Genomic DNA, 17,087 nt, shown 5'->3' on the forward strand with positions numbered 1-17,087 from the left:
TAATCGATTACAAATTAAAGATCCTGCGGATCGAAACAGAATTGGGAGGGGGGTCACGGTATTTCCTCTCCCCCTGTTCTGCAGGCCATTTTTAAGACGGAGGTTTTATCTCTCTGTCAAAGCGCGTTTAAACTCCGTGGCGTCTACTGATAAGTGATATGTAACGTGGCCGTCGCATTCGCTCTTCCGGCGTGAACGTTATCTTTTGTTTGAATATAGCGCGCGGTAAATGGAAAACTTTCCTGTCCGCCGGCGGATTTTTTTAACGTTAATCTTTCATTTAATTTTAGCGGAGTGCCATTATAAAGCAGTTGCACGCCAATACCTTCGGCAACGCCAGTTTCACCCTGGTTACTTAGCGCCAGTATACTTGTGTTAGTTGTGTCAGCATTCTGAACGCCCTCTAATGTAATTTTAATATTGGCCTCTTCATCGCAATTAAGATTTAAATTCGCCGTGGCCGTTTCTTGTGAAAGAGTGCCTTCAGCGATAAATTGCGAAGCCTGAACCTCTCCCATCGGGAAACTTAATGTATTCGCCGTAGTGACTACGCATGCTATTTTTGTCACCTGCACCGGTGAGGCGAGGTTAAGATAGGAAACAGGGCTTGGGGTGCCGCCATAACCACCATAATAAAATGTACTCAACTGTCCAGCCTTAATACTTCCGGAAGATACGGATCCAGTGACTACAAGACTAACCTCAATACTCTTGATATAGTCTATCGCAGTACCTGCCCAATATATTGGGGGCCAACCGGTAGGATTTTCAGCATAAAAATCACCATGGGTATTATGATAAAGCACCCTGATGCCAATACCCTCAACCCCCGTTTTATACGTATGTTCAACGGACGTAGGGATTCCACCATTAAAAACCATTGTTGTGGCATCGGCGCATCCCGCAGGATCCGTTTGATATTGACCCGGCCCGGGATGTGCAAATTTAGTCTGTATAACCGTACCCACCGGCGTGTCTCGCTGTACCACAACGGGATCCAGCACAATCGATGCCGTAGAATAGGTATTTGTGCAAGCGTGCACGGGGGATACCCCAAATATCAAACAAGCCACAATCAAATAAAAAAGTGAGAAAATACGCATAAAGATTACACTGGTCGTCGACGTTTAAAGTGTCATATTGGTTAAATAAAAATGCCAGACATGCGGTAAATCTATGTCCTGCCTGGTACACGAGAATAATAATGACTTGTGCGTTTCACGCATTAACGGCAGTTCAGAGTCAGTTGCGTCACCACAGCGTTTTCTGCGCTTTCCGGTAACTGATAATTCACGCTACAGCGTTGATCTGCCCCGTCCCCCCATCGTGCGCTTAACGTCCCTTTCGTTGCCAGACCCGACAAATAGACCTGACCGCCATCGCCAGCAATCCCAGCGGAACCATCATCGTCGCGGGACACCGTTGAGCCAAAAGGAATAGCAATATCGTTATGTTTTAAAGTGAGGAGCGCCCGGATGCCAACGCGCGCCTTAAAGGAAGCGCTAACCAGCGCGCCTTTCGTCGGAACAACGTCCACCACGGCCCCATCCAGATCCACTTTATCGCTAAGCGTAGTGGTATCCAGTGCAATACGATTTTTACGGTAGGTTGTTGCGAAAGGCACAACCGCATAACCACGCCAGTCCGTTGAAACTCCCGTAGCATTCTGGATTTTCACCTGCTTAGCGCCTGGCGCTTCAATCAACACGTTCGTATCCCCTAACGGCTGGCTGAAAGTAATTCCATGCCGGTGCGCAACAACGCCACCCGCAATGCCATAAGTCAACTGCCGGGACTCCCCCTTACCGCTGACGTTATAACCCATATTCGAATTGCCATAGCCGCCCTGATGCGAAAGGCCGACGCTGCCGCTATAGCCGGATCCCTGATTAACATATCCTTGCTGAACGCTATAAGTCAGGTTATTTCCTTCAAGTAAGGTTCCACTTATTCCGGTATTTTGCGTAACGCTACCGTGGTTATCTTTACTCATACTCATCGTCGCATACGTCGAGTTACGCCGGGCTGTCCCCTCTGGCGTTAGCCATTTATTCAGAGGTAAAGAGACATTCAGCGCCATTACTTTATCAGCTTCAGGTTGTCCATACGTTTTGCTGTAGCTGTAACTTACGCCAATATTAATATCATGCCAGGTGGTGTTATACCCCAGTTGCACGAGCGTATCTTTACTATCCGTATGCCAGTATGTTTGTTGACTCCCGTTTAGATACATCGACCCCGTCTTTCCCAACTGCTGGGAAATATTGACCTGGATCTTTCCACGTTTCGTATAGTACAGATTGTAATAGTCAAACCAACGCGGACGATCGTTGTCTTCACTTTCTTCCGGATCGTTTTTATAGCCAGACATAGACTGGTAGGTTGTATCCTCAAAGGTATAGTAACCAGAGGTAGAATACCGGTAACCGAGTAACTGAAAGTTCGTTCCCAGATCGTTTAGCGATTTTGCATAAAGCAGGCGTAATGAATGTCCGGAATGCTGGCTGTCATCAATGAGCATACTTTTGGCATGGGTAATATCTGCCGAAACGGCTCCCCATCCGCCCATATTGATCCCTGCTCCTACGGCTTGAGATCTATATCTTTGCGAAATTTGGGTGCCGCCGTACAGCGTTAAGCCGTGCGGTGCCCCCCAAATAATCGTTCCTTGACCGAATGGGCTTTGTTCTTGCTGATCGTTGCTTGTGCGGTAGTTTGCCACCGTCAGAGCATATTTAATGCGGCCTTCACGTTGCAGCAACGGCACCGCAGAATAAGGAACGGTATAGGTGGTTAATGAACCGTCTTTCTCCTTGATCTCAACGGTCAAATCTCCACTTGATGACGTAGGAAAGAGATCGTCGATAGCAAATGCTCCCGGCGCAATATACGTTTGATACAAAACATAGTTGTTTTGCTTAATCGTAACCTGCGCATTGCTTTTGGCAATGCCGCGCACTGTTGGCGCGAAACCTTTCAGGCTGTCTGGCAACATATTATCGTCAGAGGCAATTTGCACCCCCCGAAAGCTGACACTATCAAAAACATCGCCAGTGGTATAGCTATCCCCTATCGTCAATTCTCCTTTAAGAGGAATAACGGCACGCTCAATAAAACTACTCACATGATCCCACTGACTGACGGCTGTTCCGCTGTTGGTATTGCGACTAAAAGTGGAATAGTCGCGCAGACGCCAGGGACCAACGTTAATTCCGCCGTTCAGGCCTAAAAATTGGCTATTATTACTGCTGCCGTTGTCCTTACTGGATGAGCCCGTAAAGGTATAGTTTATTAATAAGGCACTGATCCCCTCGTCCCATTTTTCAGGTGGAATGTATCCGCGCGCGACATTTTTTAAAGCCACCTGAGGCACACTGAGGTCAAGACGTTGATGAGCAAAATCAAACGACGCTTTAGCACCTTCGATTAATGACGAAATGTCCGTACACTGCCCACTCTCTGACTGTTTTTTCTCTTCGGGGAGATTGAGTTCCATGCCCATGTCAGTCAACGATTTTGGCGATAAACAGGCTACCAGCCCCGTCCCATCATCTGATGTTTCTTGCGCTCCAACAGAACGCAAAGAACGGAAATCGACATCGTGGCTGGAAATAAAATCATTATTTAGAAATATATCAACGCGATAAACGCCAGCAGCCTGAACGTTACCGTCTTCAAATCCTGACAGATCGGCTACCCGACCTCTGCCATCGGTCAAAAAGGCAGGGTTGAAATATTCCTCAGCAATGACGTTACCTGAAAATAGGCATGACCCCACCGTTAACGCCAGAGGGGATAATCGCCACCTGTAGAAAGTTTTCGCACATGCTCTTTTGCCCAATTTCATTGCATCTTTCCACACATTGTCACGCTTTACAGAGGACTGACGACGTCAGGGCGCCAAAATCATTGAGGCTCTGAAAGGAAACGATACTGTTGGCTGTCCCGGTAATCGACATCGTCTGGTCGTTCATCGGCTGAACCATCGTGTTACGCTGTTTTTTCCCATCCACCGTAAAATTCACCAGTGTAACGAAGTAAGGCGAAGGGTTTGAAATAGTCAGTTTTCCATCCGTAAACCGGCAGCGTAACATCCCAGGCGCATCCGCGGGTCTGACGGAAAGTTGCTGTGGACGCATAAATAATTTGATCACAGACTGAGTCGCTATTTGTAACGTATTAATGCCCTTTACTTTATTTTCCGTTGAAGGGATTGCTTTATTGTTAAGATAAAAAACAGATTCCCGGTCCTGGGGTAACGAAGGACCATTATAAATAATACGCAGGACATTTATTTTACCGGCCTTCAGAATAAACAGGGGAGGCGTTACGATAAAATCAGAAGATTTTTGCCCTTGTGAATCAGAAACCCATGACTGAACCAAAAATGACTCCTTCACGGCTGAGTTTCTGACATTAATACTGATCTGTTTTTCGCCTATCGGATAAATAAGGCGGGTGGCACTAAGCGAAACGCCAGCGGCCATCGAGATATTTACTGAACTAAAAGACAATAAAAGTGCAGAAATTACACCTTTTACGGGTGTAATCGTTGATACCAAATATTTCATAATACTTCCAAAAAGTGATATTTATGCTGACGGCAGCATAAGCATTTTCAAAACAGAGAAATAAATCCGGATGGAAAAGGTCTGATATATCAATCAAAAAGCTCTCCTGCTCTTCAGAGCCAGGAGAGCGCTTTCTATTAAGAATAGGAGATCTGGAAAGTCGCAACCGCTTCGACCGCACCCGCAGTCGCCGTATCAGCAGACTTTACATAGTCCACGCTAACCGGAATGGAGTTCGTACCGGTAGATAACGTCTGGCTGGAAGATGCTTCGCCTAAATTTAATTTATTACCATCCGGTCCAAACAATTGTAATACCACTCCTGTCGCAGCCCCTGAGCCTGCTGTATTTGCCAGTGCCCCAGCTTGATCCGGCGTTGACTGGCCGTTAAAAGTGACAGTAGCGTTGGTATACGTTGTAATATCACAATCCTCCAGTGCGATATTGAAGGCTTTGGCTTGACCAGAAGCCTCACCTTTCGCGCCCAGACTCGTCAGCGTGACCTGATCTAGCATAATAATGCCATTTTCAGAATCAGAACTCACAGAGCAAGGAGCATCGACTACCGATCCCTGAAACTGAAGCGTTCCGCCGCTAACGGTGGTCGTACTTGCCGCCTGGGCAGCAAATGTAGTACCCGCAATAATAGAGGCAATGGCTAATGAAATAATATGGTTTTTCATGTAAAACTTCCTGAAATTTAATAACTTTGGGGATTAAGCAGTCCTTTTTAATAAAATACCTGCGTGGTGTTTTATCGATGCTAATTCTTACAAATGGCATTTAACGTAACAAATAAAAGAAAATCCAATTCTGGACTTTAAAGTGGACAAAAAAAAGAGAGACGCCAGACAATAGCGGCGATAAATTGAGCACCTCAGTAACAAATGTCTATTGTTACACACTTTCGTTAGATTGCGTCAATGTATTATTAGCCAGTTCTGGAGAGTAGTCTTGTTTAACCTGTGCCGTCTTTTATTAGCCTGCTTTCTGGCAGTTGCCGTTCATAATACTTATGCCACAGTGACTGTGGGTGGCACAAGAGTATTATATGATGGTAGTAAAAAAGAAATCTCTTTTAGCGTTCGTAATCCAGATAACACGCCTTATCTGATACAAGCGGTAATTGACGATTTACAAGGTGGTTTACAGAAACCCCCGTTCATTATTACCCCTCCGTTGTATCGGCTGAATAGCGGAAAAGAAAACCTGATGCGCATCGTGCTAACCGGTTCTCTGCCACAGAATATAGAGTCGATGTACTGGCTTCGTGTCAAAGCCATCCCCTCCGCGCCACGGGAGAAGAACACCTTACAAATCGCCGTTGAAACCAATATTAAGCTTATTTACCGTCCTGAAAAGCTAAAAGGAATGGATGTCGAAACGGAGAGCAATAAGTTAAGTTGGCATATTTCGGGAGATAAACTGGAGGTAAAAAACCCTTCAGCGTGTTTCATTAATTTTAATATGATAGAAATTGCGGGCAAAAAGTTACAGGATGTGTCTTGGGTTTCACCGGAAAGTATCGCCACCTTCAACCTTCCCGAAGGGGTTAAAGCCGGGACGCTTCAGTACAGCATAATCAGCGACTACGGCGCTATAGGGAAAATACATTCCATATCTTTAAATGGTTAACGTTATGACTCTGGTAAAAAACATTATCCTTTCCGCCGTCGTTTCTTTCCTCTCTTCGATGCCATTTCCCGGAACGTCATATGCAAGCGATCCGGTGATGCTGAACATTACAGGGAATATTGTTGCTTCACCCTGCGAAGTCAGTACGGACAGTAAAAATATGACGATAGATCTGGGTGACGGCGTTGACTTACAAACGTCAATGTTAAACGCCGCTGGCTCCGCCTCACACTGGGTTAACTTCAGCGTCTCCTTAGAAAACTGTCCACCAGGCACTTCCAGTGTGACCGCAACCTTTCACGGTACAGCAGACTCAGCGGATCCTGATTCGTTGTATACTAATACTGGCACAGCCACGAATGTTGCAGTTCAGCTCCAGGGAAATGCCAGTGAACCTTATGGGAACGGTAAAACATCAACGCTTAACATCCCCTTAGAGGGTAAACCTACATGGTCATTGCAGGCGCGGGCATACAGTAAAAACGGTGGCGTTACGCCTGGCTCAATTGTTTCCGTTGTCACCATGACATTTACTTATAACTAAAGAATGACGATTAGGCTGGAACCGACCAACGGATTGACGTTTCCAGCGTGGTTTACTGCATTTTTTCACATGGAAGTTAAAGATGATACCAGCCTTATCCTACCTGACGCCTTCCGCTAAGTTTGTAAAGCCTCATTAGTCATAAACAAAACTTCTCAGCTTTGAAGTAAAAAAACATAATTCTGTTAATCTGCTCTACTATTTTTAATAGAAGCGTATCTTTCTGGGACTTTTATCTGTATGAAGCCTGAAGACCAAATCAAAACAATTATCAATGCCATTTCTGATTCGCAGCGGATACGTAACGGACGTCCGCGGCAGCTTATCTCTGTGGATTACCAGCCCGAGACAATGACGTTTTTGCTTCATGAAGGCCTGGTAGCGGCTTATCGCAGCAGCGATCAGCTTTTAATCAAATATATCAAAGCCCCCATGATTATCGGCATGAACACCTTCGTAAATACCAATGCTGATATTTTTTTAAAAGCGTATAACAATATTCGTTATGAAATTATCCCCTCACAGTACGTACTTGAAATCATAGATAAAAACAATCTCTGGAAGGAGGTTTCATATGTGTATATGTACGTCATTAAGCAGCTTCTTCATGCACATAAAGCGTCCGCCGGACTGTCGACGTATGAGTTGATTCGTCTTAATCTGCTGGCGTTCATGGAGGAAGATGAGGATTTACGTCTTAATATCAACGTGAGCGACTACATTCAGGAAAAAACCCGGATCTCCCGTAGCCGAATTATGACGATATTAGGCGACTTACGTACTGGCGGCTTCATCGAAATCAAACGCGGCATTTTGACGCACATCCATAAATTGCCTGACGATTATTAATCGAAGATGCGAATTTCCTGAAGCCAGGTCTCGACCCAATGGCGCGCCAATACCATCGGGCCAGGCCTGTCGTTACTGTGCCTTACGACGCAGCAGCTTAAACGCCACAAACAGGAACACCACCCACACCGGCAGCAGCATCGCTGACAGACGCATCTCATCCATGGTGCACATCAGCACCAGGATCAGCGCCAGGAACGCGATACAGATATAGTTCCCCGCCGGATAGAGCAGCGCTTTAAACTGCGTCTCGCGTCCCTTGCGGCGCATGGCGGCGCGAAAGCGCAGGTGCGCCAGGCAGATCATGATCCAGTTCAGCAGCAGCGTGGCGACAACCAGCGCCATCAGCAGACCAAAGGCCTCTTTCGGCAGCAGGTAGTTGATCAACACCACCAGCGAGGTAATCGCGCCGGAAAGGAACAGCGAATTGACCGGCACGCCGCGACGGCTGACGCGGGTGAGGAATTTCGGCGCGTTACCCTGCACCGAAAGACCAAACAGCATTCGGCTGTTGGAGTACACCCCGCTGTTATACACCGACAGCGACGCCACCAGGATAACGAAGTTCAGCGCCGACGCCACCACGTTGCTGTTCAGATCGTGGAAAATCATCACGAACGGGCTGCTGTCGGATTTCACCTCCACCCACGGATAGAGCGCCAGCAGAACGACCAGCGAGCCGATATAGAACAGCAGAATACGGTACACCACCTGGTTGACCGCTTTCGGTATGCTTTTGTGCGGGTCGCGCGCTTCGGCTGCGGTGATGCCAATCAGCTCCAGCCCGCCGAAGGAGAACATGATCACCGCCAGCGAGAGGATCAGCCCTTTCCAGCCGGTCGCCAGGAAGCCGCCGTGCTGCCACAGATTGTCGAGGGTCGCCCGCTCGCCGCCGTGGCCGGAGAACAGCAGCCACAGGCCAAAGCCGATCATGCCGATAATCGCCAGCACCTTGATCAGCGCGAACCAGAACTCGGTTTCGCCATACAGGCGCACGTTCACGAGGTTAACGGCGTTAATAATGATGAAGAAGGCCGCGGCCCAAATCCATGTCGGCACGTCCGGCAGCCAGTACTGCATATAGATGCCTGCGGCGGTCAGCTCGGCCATGCCCACCAGCACAAACATTACCCAGTAGTTCCAGCCGGAAAGGAAGCCTGCGAACGGGCCCCAGTATTTATACGCAAAGTGAGCGAACGAGCCTGACACCGGCTCTTCAACGACCATCTCGCCGAGCTGGCGCATGATCAGGAAGGCGATGATCCCGGCGATACCGTAACCCAGCAGAACCGCCGGGCCGGCCATCTGAATGGCGGGGCCGATACCGAGAAACAGCCCGGTACCGATCGCGCCGCCAAGGGCAATTAACTGAATATGTCGATTTTGCAAACCACGTTGCAGCGTCGGATTCTGATCCGACGCGGCTTCAGCGCAACCACGGCCTGAAGCGGATGACGCGTCTTTCACGCCCTACCCCTGTCTCTTTTTTAGAAGGGGCACGTTTTAACACTTCATGCTGGAGGTAGCAAGTTTAACGCCGGGCTACCGCATGCGCCCGGCGGATAAACGTTACGACCCGATGATCCCACCGTCCGCTTTGGTAATCACCACCGTTGACGATCGTGGGCGGCCGTTCGGGCTGGCGTCAGGCCAGTTAGAAACGGCGCGCGGATTGGCCGGATCGGTAATATCATCCCCGCCCTCTCCCGGATGCTGAATGTTAATAAACAGCGTGCGGTTGTCCGGCGTAAATGCAATGCCGGTGATTTCGCACCCGCGCGGGCCGGTCAGGAAGCGGCGATACTCATTGGTGCCCGGAATGGTTGCCACCATCTGGTTATTGCCCATCCCCTCGTACGCTTTCTTATTGATGGTGCTGGAGGAGACGTCGGTCTGGATCCACAGGACGCCCTGGTGATCGAACGACAGCCCATCCGGGCTGCCGAACGCCGCGCCCTGCATGGAGCCTTTAGACTTAGGATCGTCGCCGTCGGTGCGTCCTGCCATGACCAGGATATCCCACTTGAAGCGGGCGGCAGCAGGGTCTGCTCCCTCTTCGTGCCAGTGCATAATATGACCAAACACGTTGTTGGCGCGCGGGTTGGCGGCATCGACCGGCGCCTTGCCCTCTTTACCGCGATCGCTGTTGTTGGTGAGCGTACAGTAGACGCTGCCGCTGGCGTGCGGATCGACCGCTATCCACTCGGGGCGATCCATTTTCGTCGCCCCCACCACGTCGGCCGCGAGGCGGGTTTTAATCAGCAGATCGCCCTGGCTTTCGAAGCCGTTGCTTTTATCCAGCCCATTTTGCCCGAAGACCAGCGGCAGCCAGTCGCCGCTCCCCTCCTCGTTGAACCGGGCAACGTACAGCGTGCCGGACGTCAGCAGGTTCATATTGGCTTCACGGTTCGCGGGATCGTATTTTTTGTCCGAGACGAATTTATAGATGTACTCAAACTTCTGATCGTCCCCCATGTAGACCACCACGCGGTTATCGGCGGCGAGCGTGACGGCAGCGCCCTCATGCTTGAAGCGGCCCAAAGCGGTATGCTTGCGCGGCGTGGAGGTGGGATCGTAGGGATCAATTTCTACCACCCAGCCGAAACGGTTGGGCTCGTTAGGGGTTTTATCGACGCTGAAGCGGTCATCCACCTCGTTCCAGCGGTAGGATTCATCGCTGTCGCTGATGCCGTAGCGTTTTTCCAGCGGGTTGAGGTCGGCTTTTTTGACAAAAATATCCGACCAGTTCTCCTCGCAGGTGAGATAGGTGCCCCACGGCGTATGGCCGTTGGCGCAGTTTTGCATCGTGCCCAGCACGCGTTCCCCCTGCGGGTCGGCGGCAGTTTTCATTAAGTCCTGATGCCGCGCCGGGCCGGTAAGCTGCATTGGCGTATTCACGGTAATGCGGCGGGCCAGGGAAGACGGTCGAACCACCTGCCATTCGCCGCCCGTTTTTTTCACTTCCACCACCGACACGCCCATCGCGTTCTGCCCTTTGCGGGCTTTGTCGAGACTCCAGTTCGCCGTACCGTCGGTAAACAGCATTCCGTTGTCGATGTATTCATGGTTCATCGCCAGCAGGCCATGCTCCGGGTTTTGCCCCCCCTGCGGCAGACTGAACCACGCCATGCCGTCGTGGTGCATGCCCGCCTGCACGGCCTGTTCGTCCGTGGTGTTGCTGGCATCCGGCTTAAATGCCGGCATACTGTTTTTGATCCCCGTCGGGTCACCCCAGCGATAGAACGGGCGGGCAATATAGCCTTCCGGTACCCTTACCGTGTCTTCCGTTGAGACAGCGATACTGGTAAACCCAAGCGACACGGCCTTGGCCAGCGCGGAAGGCTTCGATACCGCGGCAACGGCATTTTCGGGTTTGATCAGAAAGGGGAATGAAACGGCAGCTCCCGCAACGGCGCCCGCCTGTAAAAAACGGCGACGGGAGAGAAATACCTCCGCCACCTCAGAGAATACCGGGTTAGCGCTGCGGTTGTTGATATCGTCACGATGTTCTTTTTTAAAAACGGATTTGAGGGGTCTGCCCATAGCGGCTTCCTGTCATTGGCCAAGAGGTAAGGAGTTGGCGAACAGTGTAAGAAGCTTTTGTTACATTTTTATAACAATGAGAGGAGTTGGGGCATCCCTGCCCCGGATAACGAGGTGGAACCTCAGAACTCGTAGCCCACCGAAACCTTAAAGGTTCGCGGTTCGCCCTGCGTGATATAGGTGCCGGAATCGTCCACGCTGGCCCAGTAGTTCTCGTTGGTGACGTTATCAATACCGGCACGAACCACCATTTGATTCTGACTCTGGTTGACAGCAAAACGATAGCGCACGCCGAGATCCAGCGTGGTGTAGTCATTAAGCTTTTTGCTGTTGGCCAGATCGGCATACTGCGAACCGGAGTGATTCACCCGCGCGGTGGCGGTAAGCCCTTCAACCGGTTTAATGTCATACTCCGCGCCGAGTACCGCATAGAAGTTCGGAACACCAATCGCCTCATTCCCCTGATTCACCCCGTTGTTGGTTTTGGTCAGCGTTGCCTGCAGCCAGGTGGCGCTGGCGTTCAGACGCAGCCCCAGCGTCGGTTCGCCGAATACGTTCAGCTCCACGCCGCGGTTACGCTGTTCTGCATCCAGCCCGTAATGTTTGGTTTCACTGTCGAGGATGGCCGTCGGCATTTTTATCTCAAACAGCGCCAGCGAGCCGCCCACGCGGCCAAAGTCCGCCTTCACGCCGACCTCATTTTGCTTAGAATGAACGATGCCGGTGCTCTGACCGTAGTTAACGGCGGTGTTGGGCGCAGTTTTTCCCGGCTGTAGCGCTTCGGTATGGTTGGCGTAGAGCGAGATTTCCTCCCATGGTTTATAAACCACGCCATAGGTTGGCATCCAGCGGCTGCCGTCAAAACCGTCAGCGGGGTTTTCCGCCCCTGTCATTTTGTCATAGCCGCGAATCACCACCTTCTGATGGCGGGCACCGACGGTGAACAACAGTTTGTCGTCGAATACGCCCAGCGTATCGCTCAGCAACCAGCCTTGTGTGCGGGTACGCCCGCTGGTCCGGGGGTCGCTATAATCTCCCCCCTTCCCGTTCGAGTTTGTGCTGTCCGGAGCGGCCACCCCGCCGTTGTGATAAATATTGGTGTACGGATTTTCCGCCGTTTTCGACATTTTCCACGCGATCTTTTCGTTTTTGCTTTGCGCCGAATAACCAACATTCACCTTGTGCGAAACAAAGCCAGTGTCGAACTGCCCGCGAAGGCCAGCCATTCCGCTCACTGTGTCGCTAATGCGATTGGTGTCGAGTCGGCTGACCATGGCCCTGCCGCTCTTGTCCAACAGTTTCGGCGCGCTGTAGATCCCCTCTTCGTGCGCGTGCTGCGCGCCGAGACCGGTATACGCCGTCCAGCTGTCGGTGATGTCGTACTCGCTGCGCCACATCCCGAACGTGTTGTCGATATCGCTGTAGGCCCACTTCTGCGAGAAATTGCGGTTATTGTCCGGAGGGGCAGGAATGAAATCGACCACGGAGATATTGACGCTGGTCGGGCTGCCGTGGAAGGTTTTTTTCTGATAGCCCAGATCCAGCGAGGTGCGGAAATTGTCGCCTTTGTAATCCAGACCGGTGGAGAGCAGCGTGGTACGGCGGCGGTCATCAGTAATGGTCGTTTCACCTTCGCGGTGTACCAGGTTCACGCGCGCGCCGAACTGGTCGTTGTCGCCAAAGCGACGGCCTGCATCGAGCGTGGCGCCAATCTGTGAATCGGAGGTGTAGTCCACGCCCACTTTCGCCTGCGGCGCGTCGCCCGCATGCTTTGGCTCAAGGTTGATCATCCCGCCCACGCCGGAGCTTGCCGCGCCGTTCATCAGGGCATTTGCCCCTTTGAAAATTTCAATGCGCTCGACCATCTGGGCATCCACTACCTGACGCGGCAGCACGCCGGACAGTCCGCCAAAGGTCATGTCATCGCCGTCAAACTTCAGGCCGCGAATGCGGAAGGTTTCGGCGCTGTTGCCGTACCCCTGAACGTACTGTACGCCCGCGTCGTTAGCCACCACGTCAGCAATGGTTTTTGCCTGCTGATCCTCCACCAGCTTCGCGGTGTAGCTGATGATGCTGAACGGCACGTCCATGGCGTTCTGCTGACCGAGCATCCCCAGCCTGCCGCCGTTAGCAACCTGACCGTCAAGAAACGCGGGCATCGGCGTGTCGCCGCCGGGAACGAAGTCGCCGCGCGTGGCCGCCTGCACTACGATGGTGTCTTCCGGGTTAACCGCCTTTTCTGCCGCCCATGCGGAGACTGAGAGCGCGCTGACCGTCAGCGCCAGAGCTGTTTTGGTGTTGTTCATGTGAATGCCATAGAAATAAGAAAAACGGTGCCGGACAGCATCCTGCCCGGCCTTGTTATTATTTGTTCAGCGCAATGCGCACCACGCTGTCCGGCGCGTCGGTGGAATGGTCTTTATTGAATTTTTGCTTTACGGTGACGTAAAGGGTCTGACCATCCGCAGAAAGCAGCAGGCTGTTGGGATTCGGCGGCAGATCCCAGCTTTTTTTCAGGCGGTAATCGGTCGCGTTGAGGCTAAGCAATTTTCCGGATTCACGCTGGGTAATGTAGATCTCGTTACGTTTCGGGTTGAACGTCACGGCTAAGGAATCCCCCACGTCCAGTTGCTTCAGCACTTTGCCGCTGTGGATATCCAGCACCAGCGTGGTTTTGGCTTTCGAGTTGTCGGTAACGAACAGACGACCGGTTTGCGGATCTTCCGCCATATTCAGCAGCAGAGCCGGTTTGTCGCCCAGTGGCTTCCAGCGCTTCTCGACGCGCTGATTGCGTGGGTTGATCACCAGGATCTCGCCGCCGCCGTTCGCGGCATAAATACGCTGCGTGGTGTCTGAGTAGTGCAATCCGGTCATCCATTTACCGGTGTTTTTGATGCGGGTTTTCAGCTTCAGCGTACCGGCGTCCACCACCCAAATCACTGCCGGATCGGCAACCGCGCCCACATACAGCAGTCCGTTATGCAGTAGCACCTGACGGGCGCCGTAAGGGAAGCCTTCCGGGTTACGCTCCGGGAACAGAATCCGGTTTTTGACTTTGCCGTCTGCGGTATTGATTGCGCTCAGCCCGCCGTCCAGCGAATTTGTGACATAAACCGTTTTCCCCTCCGCTGACATCGCCATACCGAAGTTTTTCAGATCGGTATGGCTGCGACCCAGTGTTTGCAGAGTGTTAGCATCCAGCTTATAGACCACGCCGCCCTGCACGTCCTTAAAGCCTTCTGCGCTGGCGACGTACAGCGCATCGCCTGCCGGGTTTAGCGCCATTTCGTACAGGCCATCCGCCAGATCGCGCTTAATAAGATCCGTCGCAGCCGCTGACGCGGCCACATGTTCTGTCGTTGCCGGGGTCGCGGTGGCCGACGGCGTCGTGGCGCAGCCGGTTAACGCCGCCGCGATCAGCAGCGCGAGGACGGTGGTGGTCTTTTTCATGCCGGGTTCCTTACCGAAAGAGGCAATGCATTAAAATAATAAAGAGAATGAGAACTATACTTATTCTCTTTTTCATCGCAAGCAAATTTCGCTTAAAAAAGCCCCTTTTTGAAACAGGGGTTCGGAATGTGAGGAGTCCCACCGAAAAATGGGCGAATCGAGAATTTCTGCGAATTATTCTGGACGAAAAGGCATGACAGACCACAAAATGCAGATTGCTGTTTTTTCCATAAATATCAAAAGTATGACTTAACCTAAATCGCGTCATTCTTGGGATGGTTATGCCAGGCTACGGGTGTCATGAATAAGATCATTAAACGACTCGAAATCGTTAAAAGCGCTATCGAACTTGAAGATCAGCAGATTATCCAGCAGCAGCTTGTGCATTTAAAACAAGAGGCTGGCGATCCTGCTCTTTACGCCATTGCCCTCGCCATTGAATCGGGTCGATTCAGCGATGCCATGCGCGACATCGCCGCCTGGCTGCAAAATCAACGTGCCCTCACCCATTGGCAGGACCCGGCCATTGCCGCCAGCAAGCTGGAGCTTAAGGCGCTGGAAGCCCAGTTGCGCGAGCTGATCGACACCCGTAATACCCGCATTCAGATCCTCGACGAATTTAATGACCAGTATCACCTGCGTCTTGGCCCATTGATGAGCCGGATTCTGGCGTTGCGCCAACAACTGGCGGCCAGCGCCCGGCGCAAACAGGAAGTGGAACGTCAACGGCGTGAAAAGGATTATCGTGCCTGCCAGCAGTATATTTCGCTGGCTATCGAAAGGTTAGCGCAGCTCAAACTGCAATGGATGGCGATAAGTTCAACCTCCCGCGAAGCCGTAACAGTGCGAGAGCGTATTCAGCAGCAAACGGAACTGATTGCCGATCTGCTCGCTGAAATCCGCGAGCTGGAAAGCGACGCCACCCACCATGATGACGGCGCGGCCCGTCAGGCGCAGGAAGACGCGGCCCATGAATATCAGGAATACCAGGAACAGCAGCAGGACGCCCTGCACCGTTTTGCCCGCGACCAGCGTCTTTCCGCGGACGAACGCAATGAGCTTAAGCGCCTTTGGCGACAAGCCAGCCGCCTGTGTCATCCTGACGTGGTCGCCGATGATCTTAAAGAGAAGGCGCATCAGATAATGGTGAAGCTTAACCTCGCGCGGCAGAATGCCGATCTGGCGGCAATTCGTTCGCTGCTTTCGCAGTTGCAAAGCGGTCTGGAGCCGATGATGGCCAGCGACAGGCTGAATAATCTGGAACATTTGCAGAAAAAAATTCGCCAGTTGCGCAGCCAGATAGAAGCGTTACTGAAAGAGATTGCGGAACTGGAAGCGGAAAACGCCTGGCGTCTGGCGACATCGGTACAGGACAAAGAAGCGTATTTCGCTGAGCAGGAGCGCGCATTAGCTGCGCTTCGCGATACGCTGGAAGTGCAGGTAAAACACGTCGAGCAGGAACTGCTGGCAGGTTAACCGCAACGTTTTGTCGGTGTGTTACAAAATCCCTGCTGTTGGGTTGAAGCCCCGATAAGCGCCTTAATTGGCTTTAAGAAAACGTTTTAAGCGGCATACGGCTTAGCGCAACTCTACGCAGAATCCCTCAGTGATGCAGAGGGATTTTTTTCCGTGGAGTCATCTGAACGCACAGCCATTTACTCTGTACTATGAATAACGTTTTAATAAGGCCGGGATCGCCTCCGGCGGGATCGGCGGTGAAAAATAAAATCCCTGGGCTTTATCGCAGCCCATCCCAATCAGCCAATCGTTTTGCGCTTCCTCTTCGACGCCTTCCGCCAGAGCCTCAACCCCAACGTTATGCGCCAGAGAAATGATCCCCTCCACCAGTTGCGCCGATCTCGCCCCTTCCGGCACCGCCGCAAGAAACGATTTATCCATCTTTAAGGTGTCAAAGGGATAGCGCAGCAAATAGTCAAGATTGGCGTGTCCGGTGCCAAAGTCATCCAGCGCGAAGGTGATCCCCAGCGCCTTCAGCTCACGCATATTTTTCGCCGCGATCTGGCATTCGTACAGAGGCTGTGTTTCCGTGACCTCAATTGCACAACGCCGCGGGTCCAGACCGTATTTCGCAAGATTATGCTGGACCCGCGCGGGTAATTGCGGGTCACATAGTTCAAGGGCCGAGAAATTGATCGACAATGACAGGTATTCAGGCCAGCCTGCCGCCGTCTCCCACGGCGTTTTCGTCACCATCTCTTCCACGGCCAGGAACTGACCGCTGTTTTCTAACAGTGAAATAAACATATCCGGCGGCACCATTCCCATTTCCGGGCTGTTCCAGCGCATCAACGCCTCGAATGCGCAAATGCGTCCGGTGCGCAAATTAAAGATCGGCTGATATACCATATAAAGCTGCTGAGTCTGTTTCGCGCCTTTTAAGGCTTTCAGCACGGCGCCGGAATCTGCCACTTTTCCCTCCTGATGTTATCCTTCCATTGGGTACCACGCCGCGCGCATCACCTTCGCGAAGTCGT

General features: G+C 51.8%; 13 protein-coding genes. 4 read left to right on the top strand and 9 right to left on the bottom strand.

Annotated elements, in window-relative coordinates; translation table 11 throughout:
* Positions 1-143 precede the first annotated feature (143 nt).
* From JY391_RS15585 to JY391_RS15600, 4 genes are all read right to left on the bottom strand, one after another.
* Positions 144-1,103, bottom strand: a complete 960-nt coding sequence (locus tag JY391_RS15585; protein WP_211934582.1) for a fimbrial protein — start codon at positions 1,101-1,103, stop codon at positions 144-146.
* A 122-nt stretch (positions 1,104-1,225) separates the two neighbouring features.
* Positions 1,226-3,847, bottom strand: coding sequence for a fimbrial biogenesis usher protein (locus JY391_RS15590; RefSeq protein ID WP_211934583.1), 2,622 nt, complete (start codon positions 3,845-3,847; stop codon positions 1,226-1,228).
* 19 nt (positions 3,848-3,866) lie between these two features.
* Positions 3,867-4,571, bottom strand: coding sequence for a fimbria/pilus periplasmic chaperone (locus JY391_RS15595; RefSeq protein WP_211934584.1), 705 nt, complete (start codon positions 4,569-4,571; stop codon positions 3,867-3,869).
* A gap of 137 nt (positions 4,572-4,708) precedes the next feature.
* Positions 4,709-5,254, bottom strand: a complete 546-nt coding sequence (locus JY391_RS15600; RefSeq protein WP_211934585.1) for a fimbrial protein — start codon at positions 5,252-5,254, stop codon at positions 4,709-4,711.
* A gap of 271 nt (positions 5,255-5,525) precedes the next feature.
* On the opposite strand from JY391_RS15600, the gene JY391_RS15605 reads away from it, so the two are divergent.
* The 3 genes from JY391_RS15605 to JY391_RS15615 all read left to right on the top strand — a co-directional run bounded on the left by JY391_RS15605 (position 5,526) and on the right by JY391_RS15615 (position 7,599).
* Positions 5,526-6,206, top strand: a complete 681-nt coding sequence (locus JY391_RS15605; protein ID WP_229264055.1) for a fimbrial biogenesis chaperone — start codon at positions 5,526-5,528, stop codon at positions 6,204-6,206.
* Between the two features lie 4 nt (positions 6,207-6,210).
* Positions 6,211-6,750 carry a fimbrial protein gene (locus JY391_RS15610; protein WP_229264056.1) on the top strand — a complete coding sequence of 180 codons (540 nt, stop codon included), beginning with the start codon at positions 6,211-6,213 and terminating at the stop codon, positions 6,748-6,750.
* 240 nt (positions 6,751-6,990) lie between these two features.
* Positions 6,991-7,599 (top strand): helix-turn-helix domain-containing protein, encoded by a 609-nt coding sequence (locus JY391_RS15615; RefSeq protein WP_211934586.1) that lies wholly within the window; start codon positions 6,991-6,993, stop codon positions 7,597-7,599.
* 72 nt (positions 7,600-7,671) lie between these two features.
* Here JY391_RS15615 and pheP read toward each other — a convergent pair whose 3' ends face one another.
* The 4 genes from pheP to JY391_RS15635 form a co-directional block, all read right to left on the bottom strand.
* Positions 7,672-9,066, bottom strand: a complete 1,395-nt coding sequence (gene pheP, locus JY391_RS15620) for a phenylalanine transporter (RefSeq protein WP_211934587.1) — start codon at positions 9,064-9,066, stop codon at positions 7,672-7,674.
* A gap of 102 nt (positions 9,067-9,168) precedes the next feature.
* The gene (locus tag JY391_RS15625; RefSeq protein ID WP_211934588.1) at positions 9,169-11,142 is read right to left on the bottom strand and encodes a PhoX family protein; all 1,974 of its coding nucleotides are present in this window, start codon (positions 11,140-11,142) and stop codon (positions 9,169-9,171) included.
* A 122-nt stretch (positions 11,143-11,264) separates the two neighbouring features.
* A complete protein-coding gene (locus JY391_RS15630; RefSeq protein ID WP_211934589.1) occupies positions 11,265-13,448 on the bottom strand; it encodes a TonB-dependent receptor in 2,184 nt (727 codons plus the stop codon).
* Between the two features lie 58 nt (positions 13,449-13,506).
* Entirely contained in the window at positions 13,507-14,592 is a 1,086-nt protein-coding gene (locus JY391_RS15635; protein ID WP_060568954.1) for a YncE family protein, read from the bottom strand.
* 300 nt (positions 14,593-14,892) lie between these two features.
* Between JY391_RS15635 and JY391_RS15640 the strand changes: the two genes are divergently transcribed.
* Positions 14,893-16,068 carry a coiled-coil domain-containing protein gene (locus JY391_RS15640; protein WP_211934590.1) on the top strand — a complete coding sequence of 392 codons (1,176 nt, stop codon included), beginning with the start codon at positions 14,893-14,895 and terminating at the stop codon, positions 16,066-16,068.
* A gap of 189 nt (positions 16,069-16,257) precedes the next feature.
* On the opposite strand, the gene JY391_RS15645 is transcribed toward JY391_RS15640, so the two are convergent.
* On the bottom strand, positions 16,258-17,022 hold the full coding sequence (locus JY391_RS15645; protein WP_211934591.1) for an EAL domain-containing protein: 765 nt from the start codon (positions 17,020-17,022) through the stop codon (positions 16,258-16,260).
* Positions 17,023-17,087: the final 65 nt, after the last annotated feature.

The sequence above is a fragment of the Citrobacter sedlakii genome (assembly GCF_018128425.1).
In the GTDB taxonomy this organism is placed as follows: domain Bacteria; phylum Pseudomonadota; class Gammaproteobacteria; order Enterobacterales; family Enterobacteriaceae; genus Citrobacter_A; species Citrobacter_A sedlakii.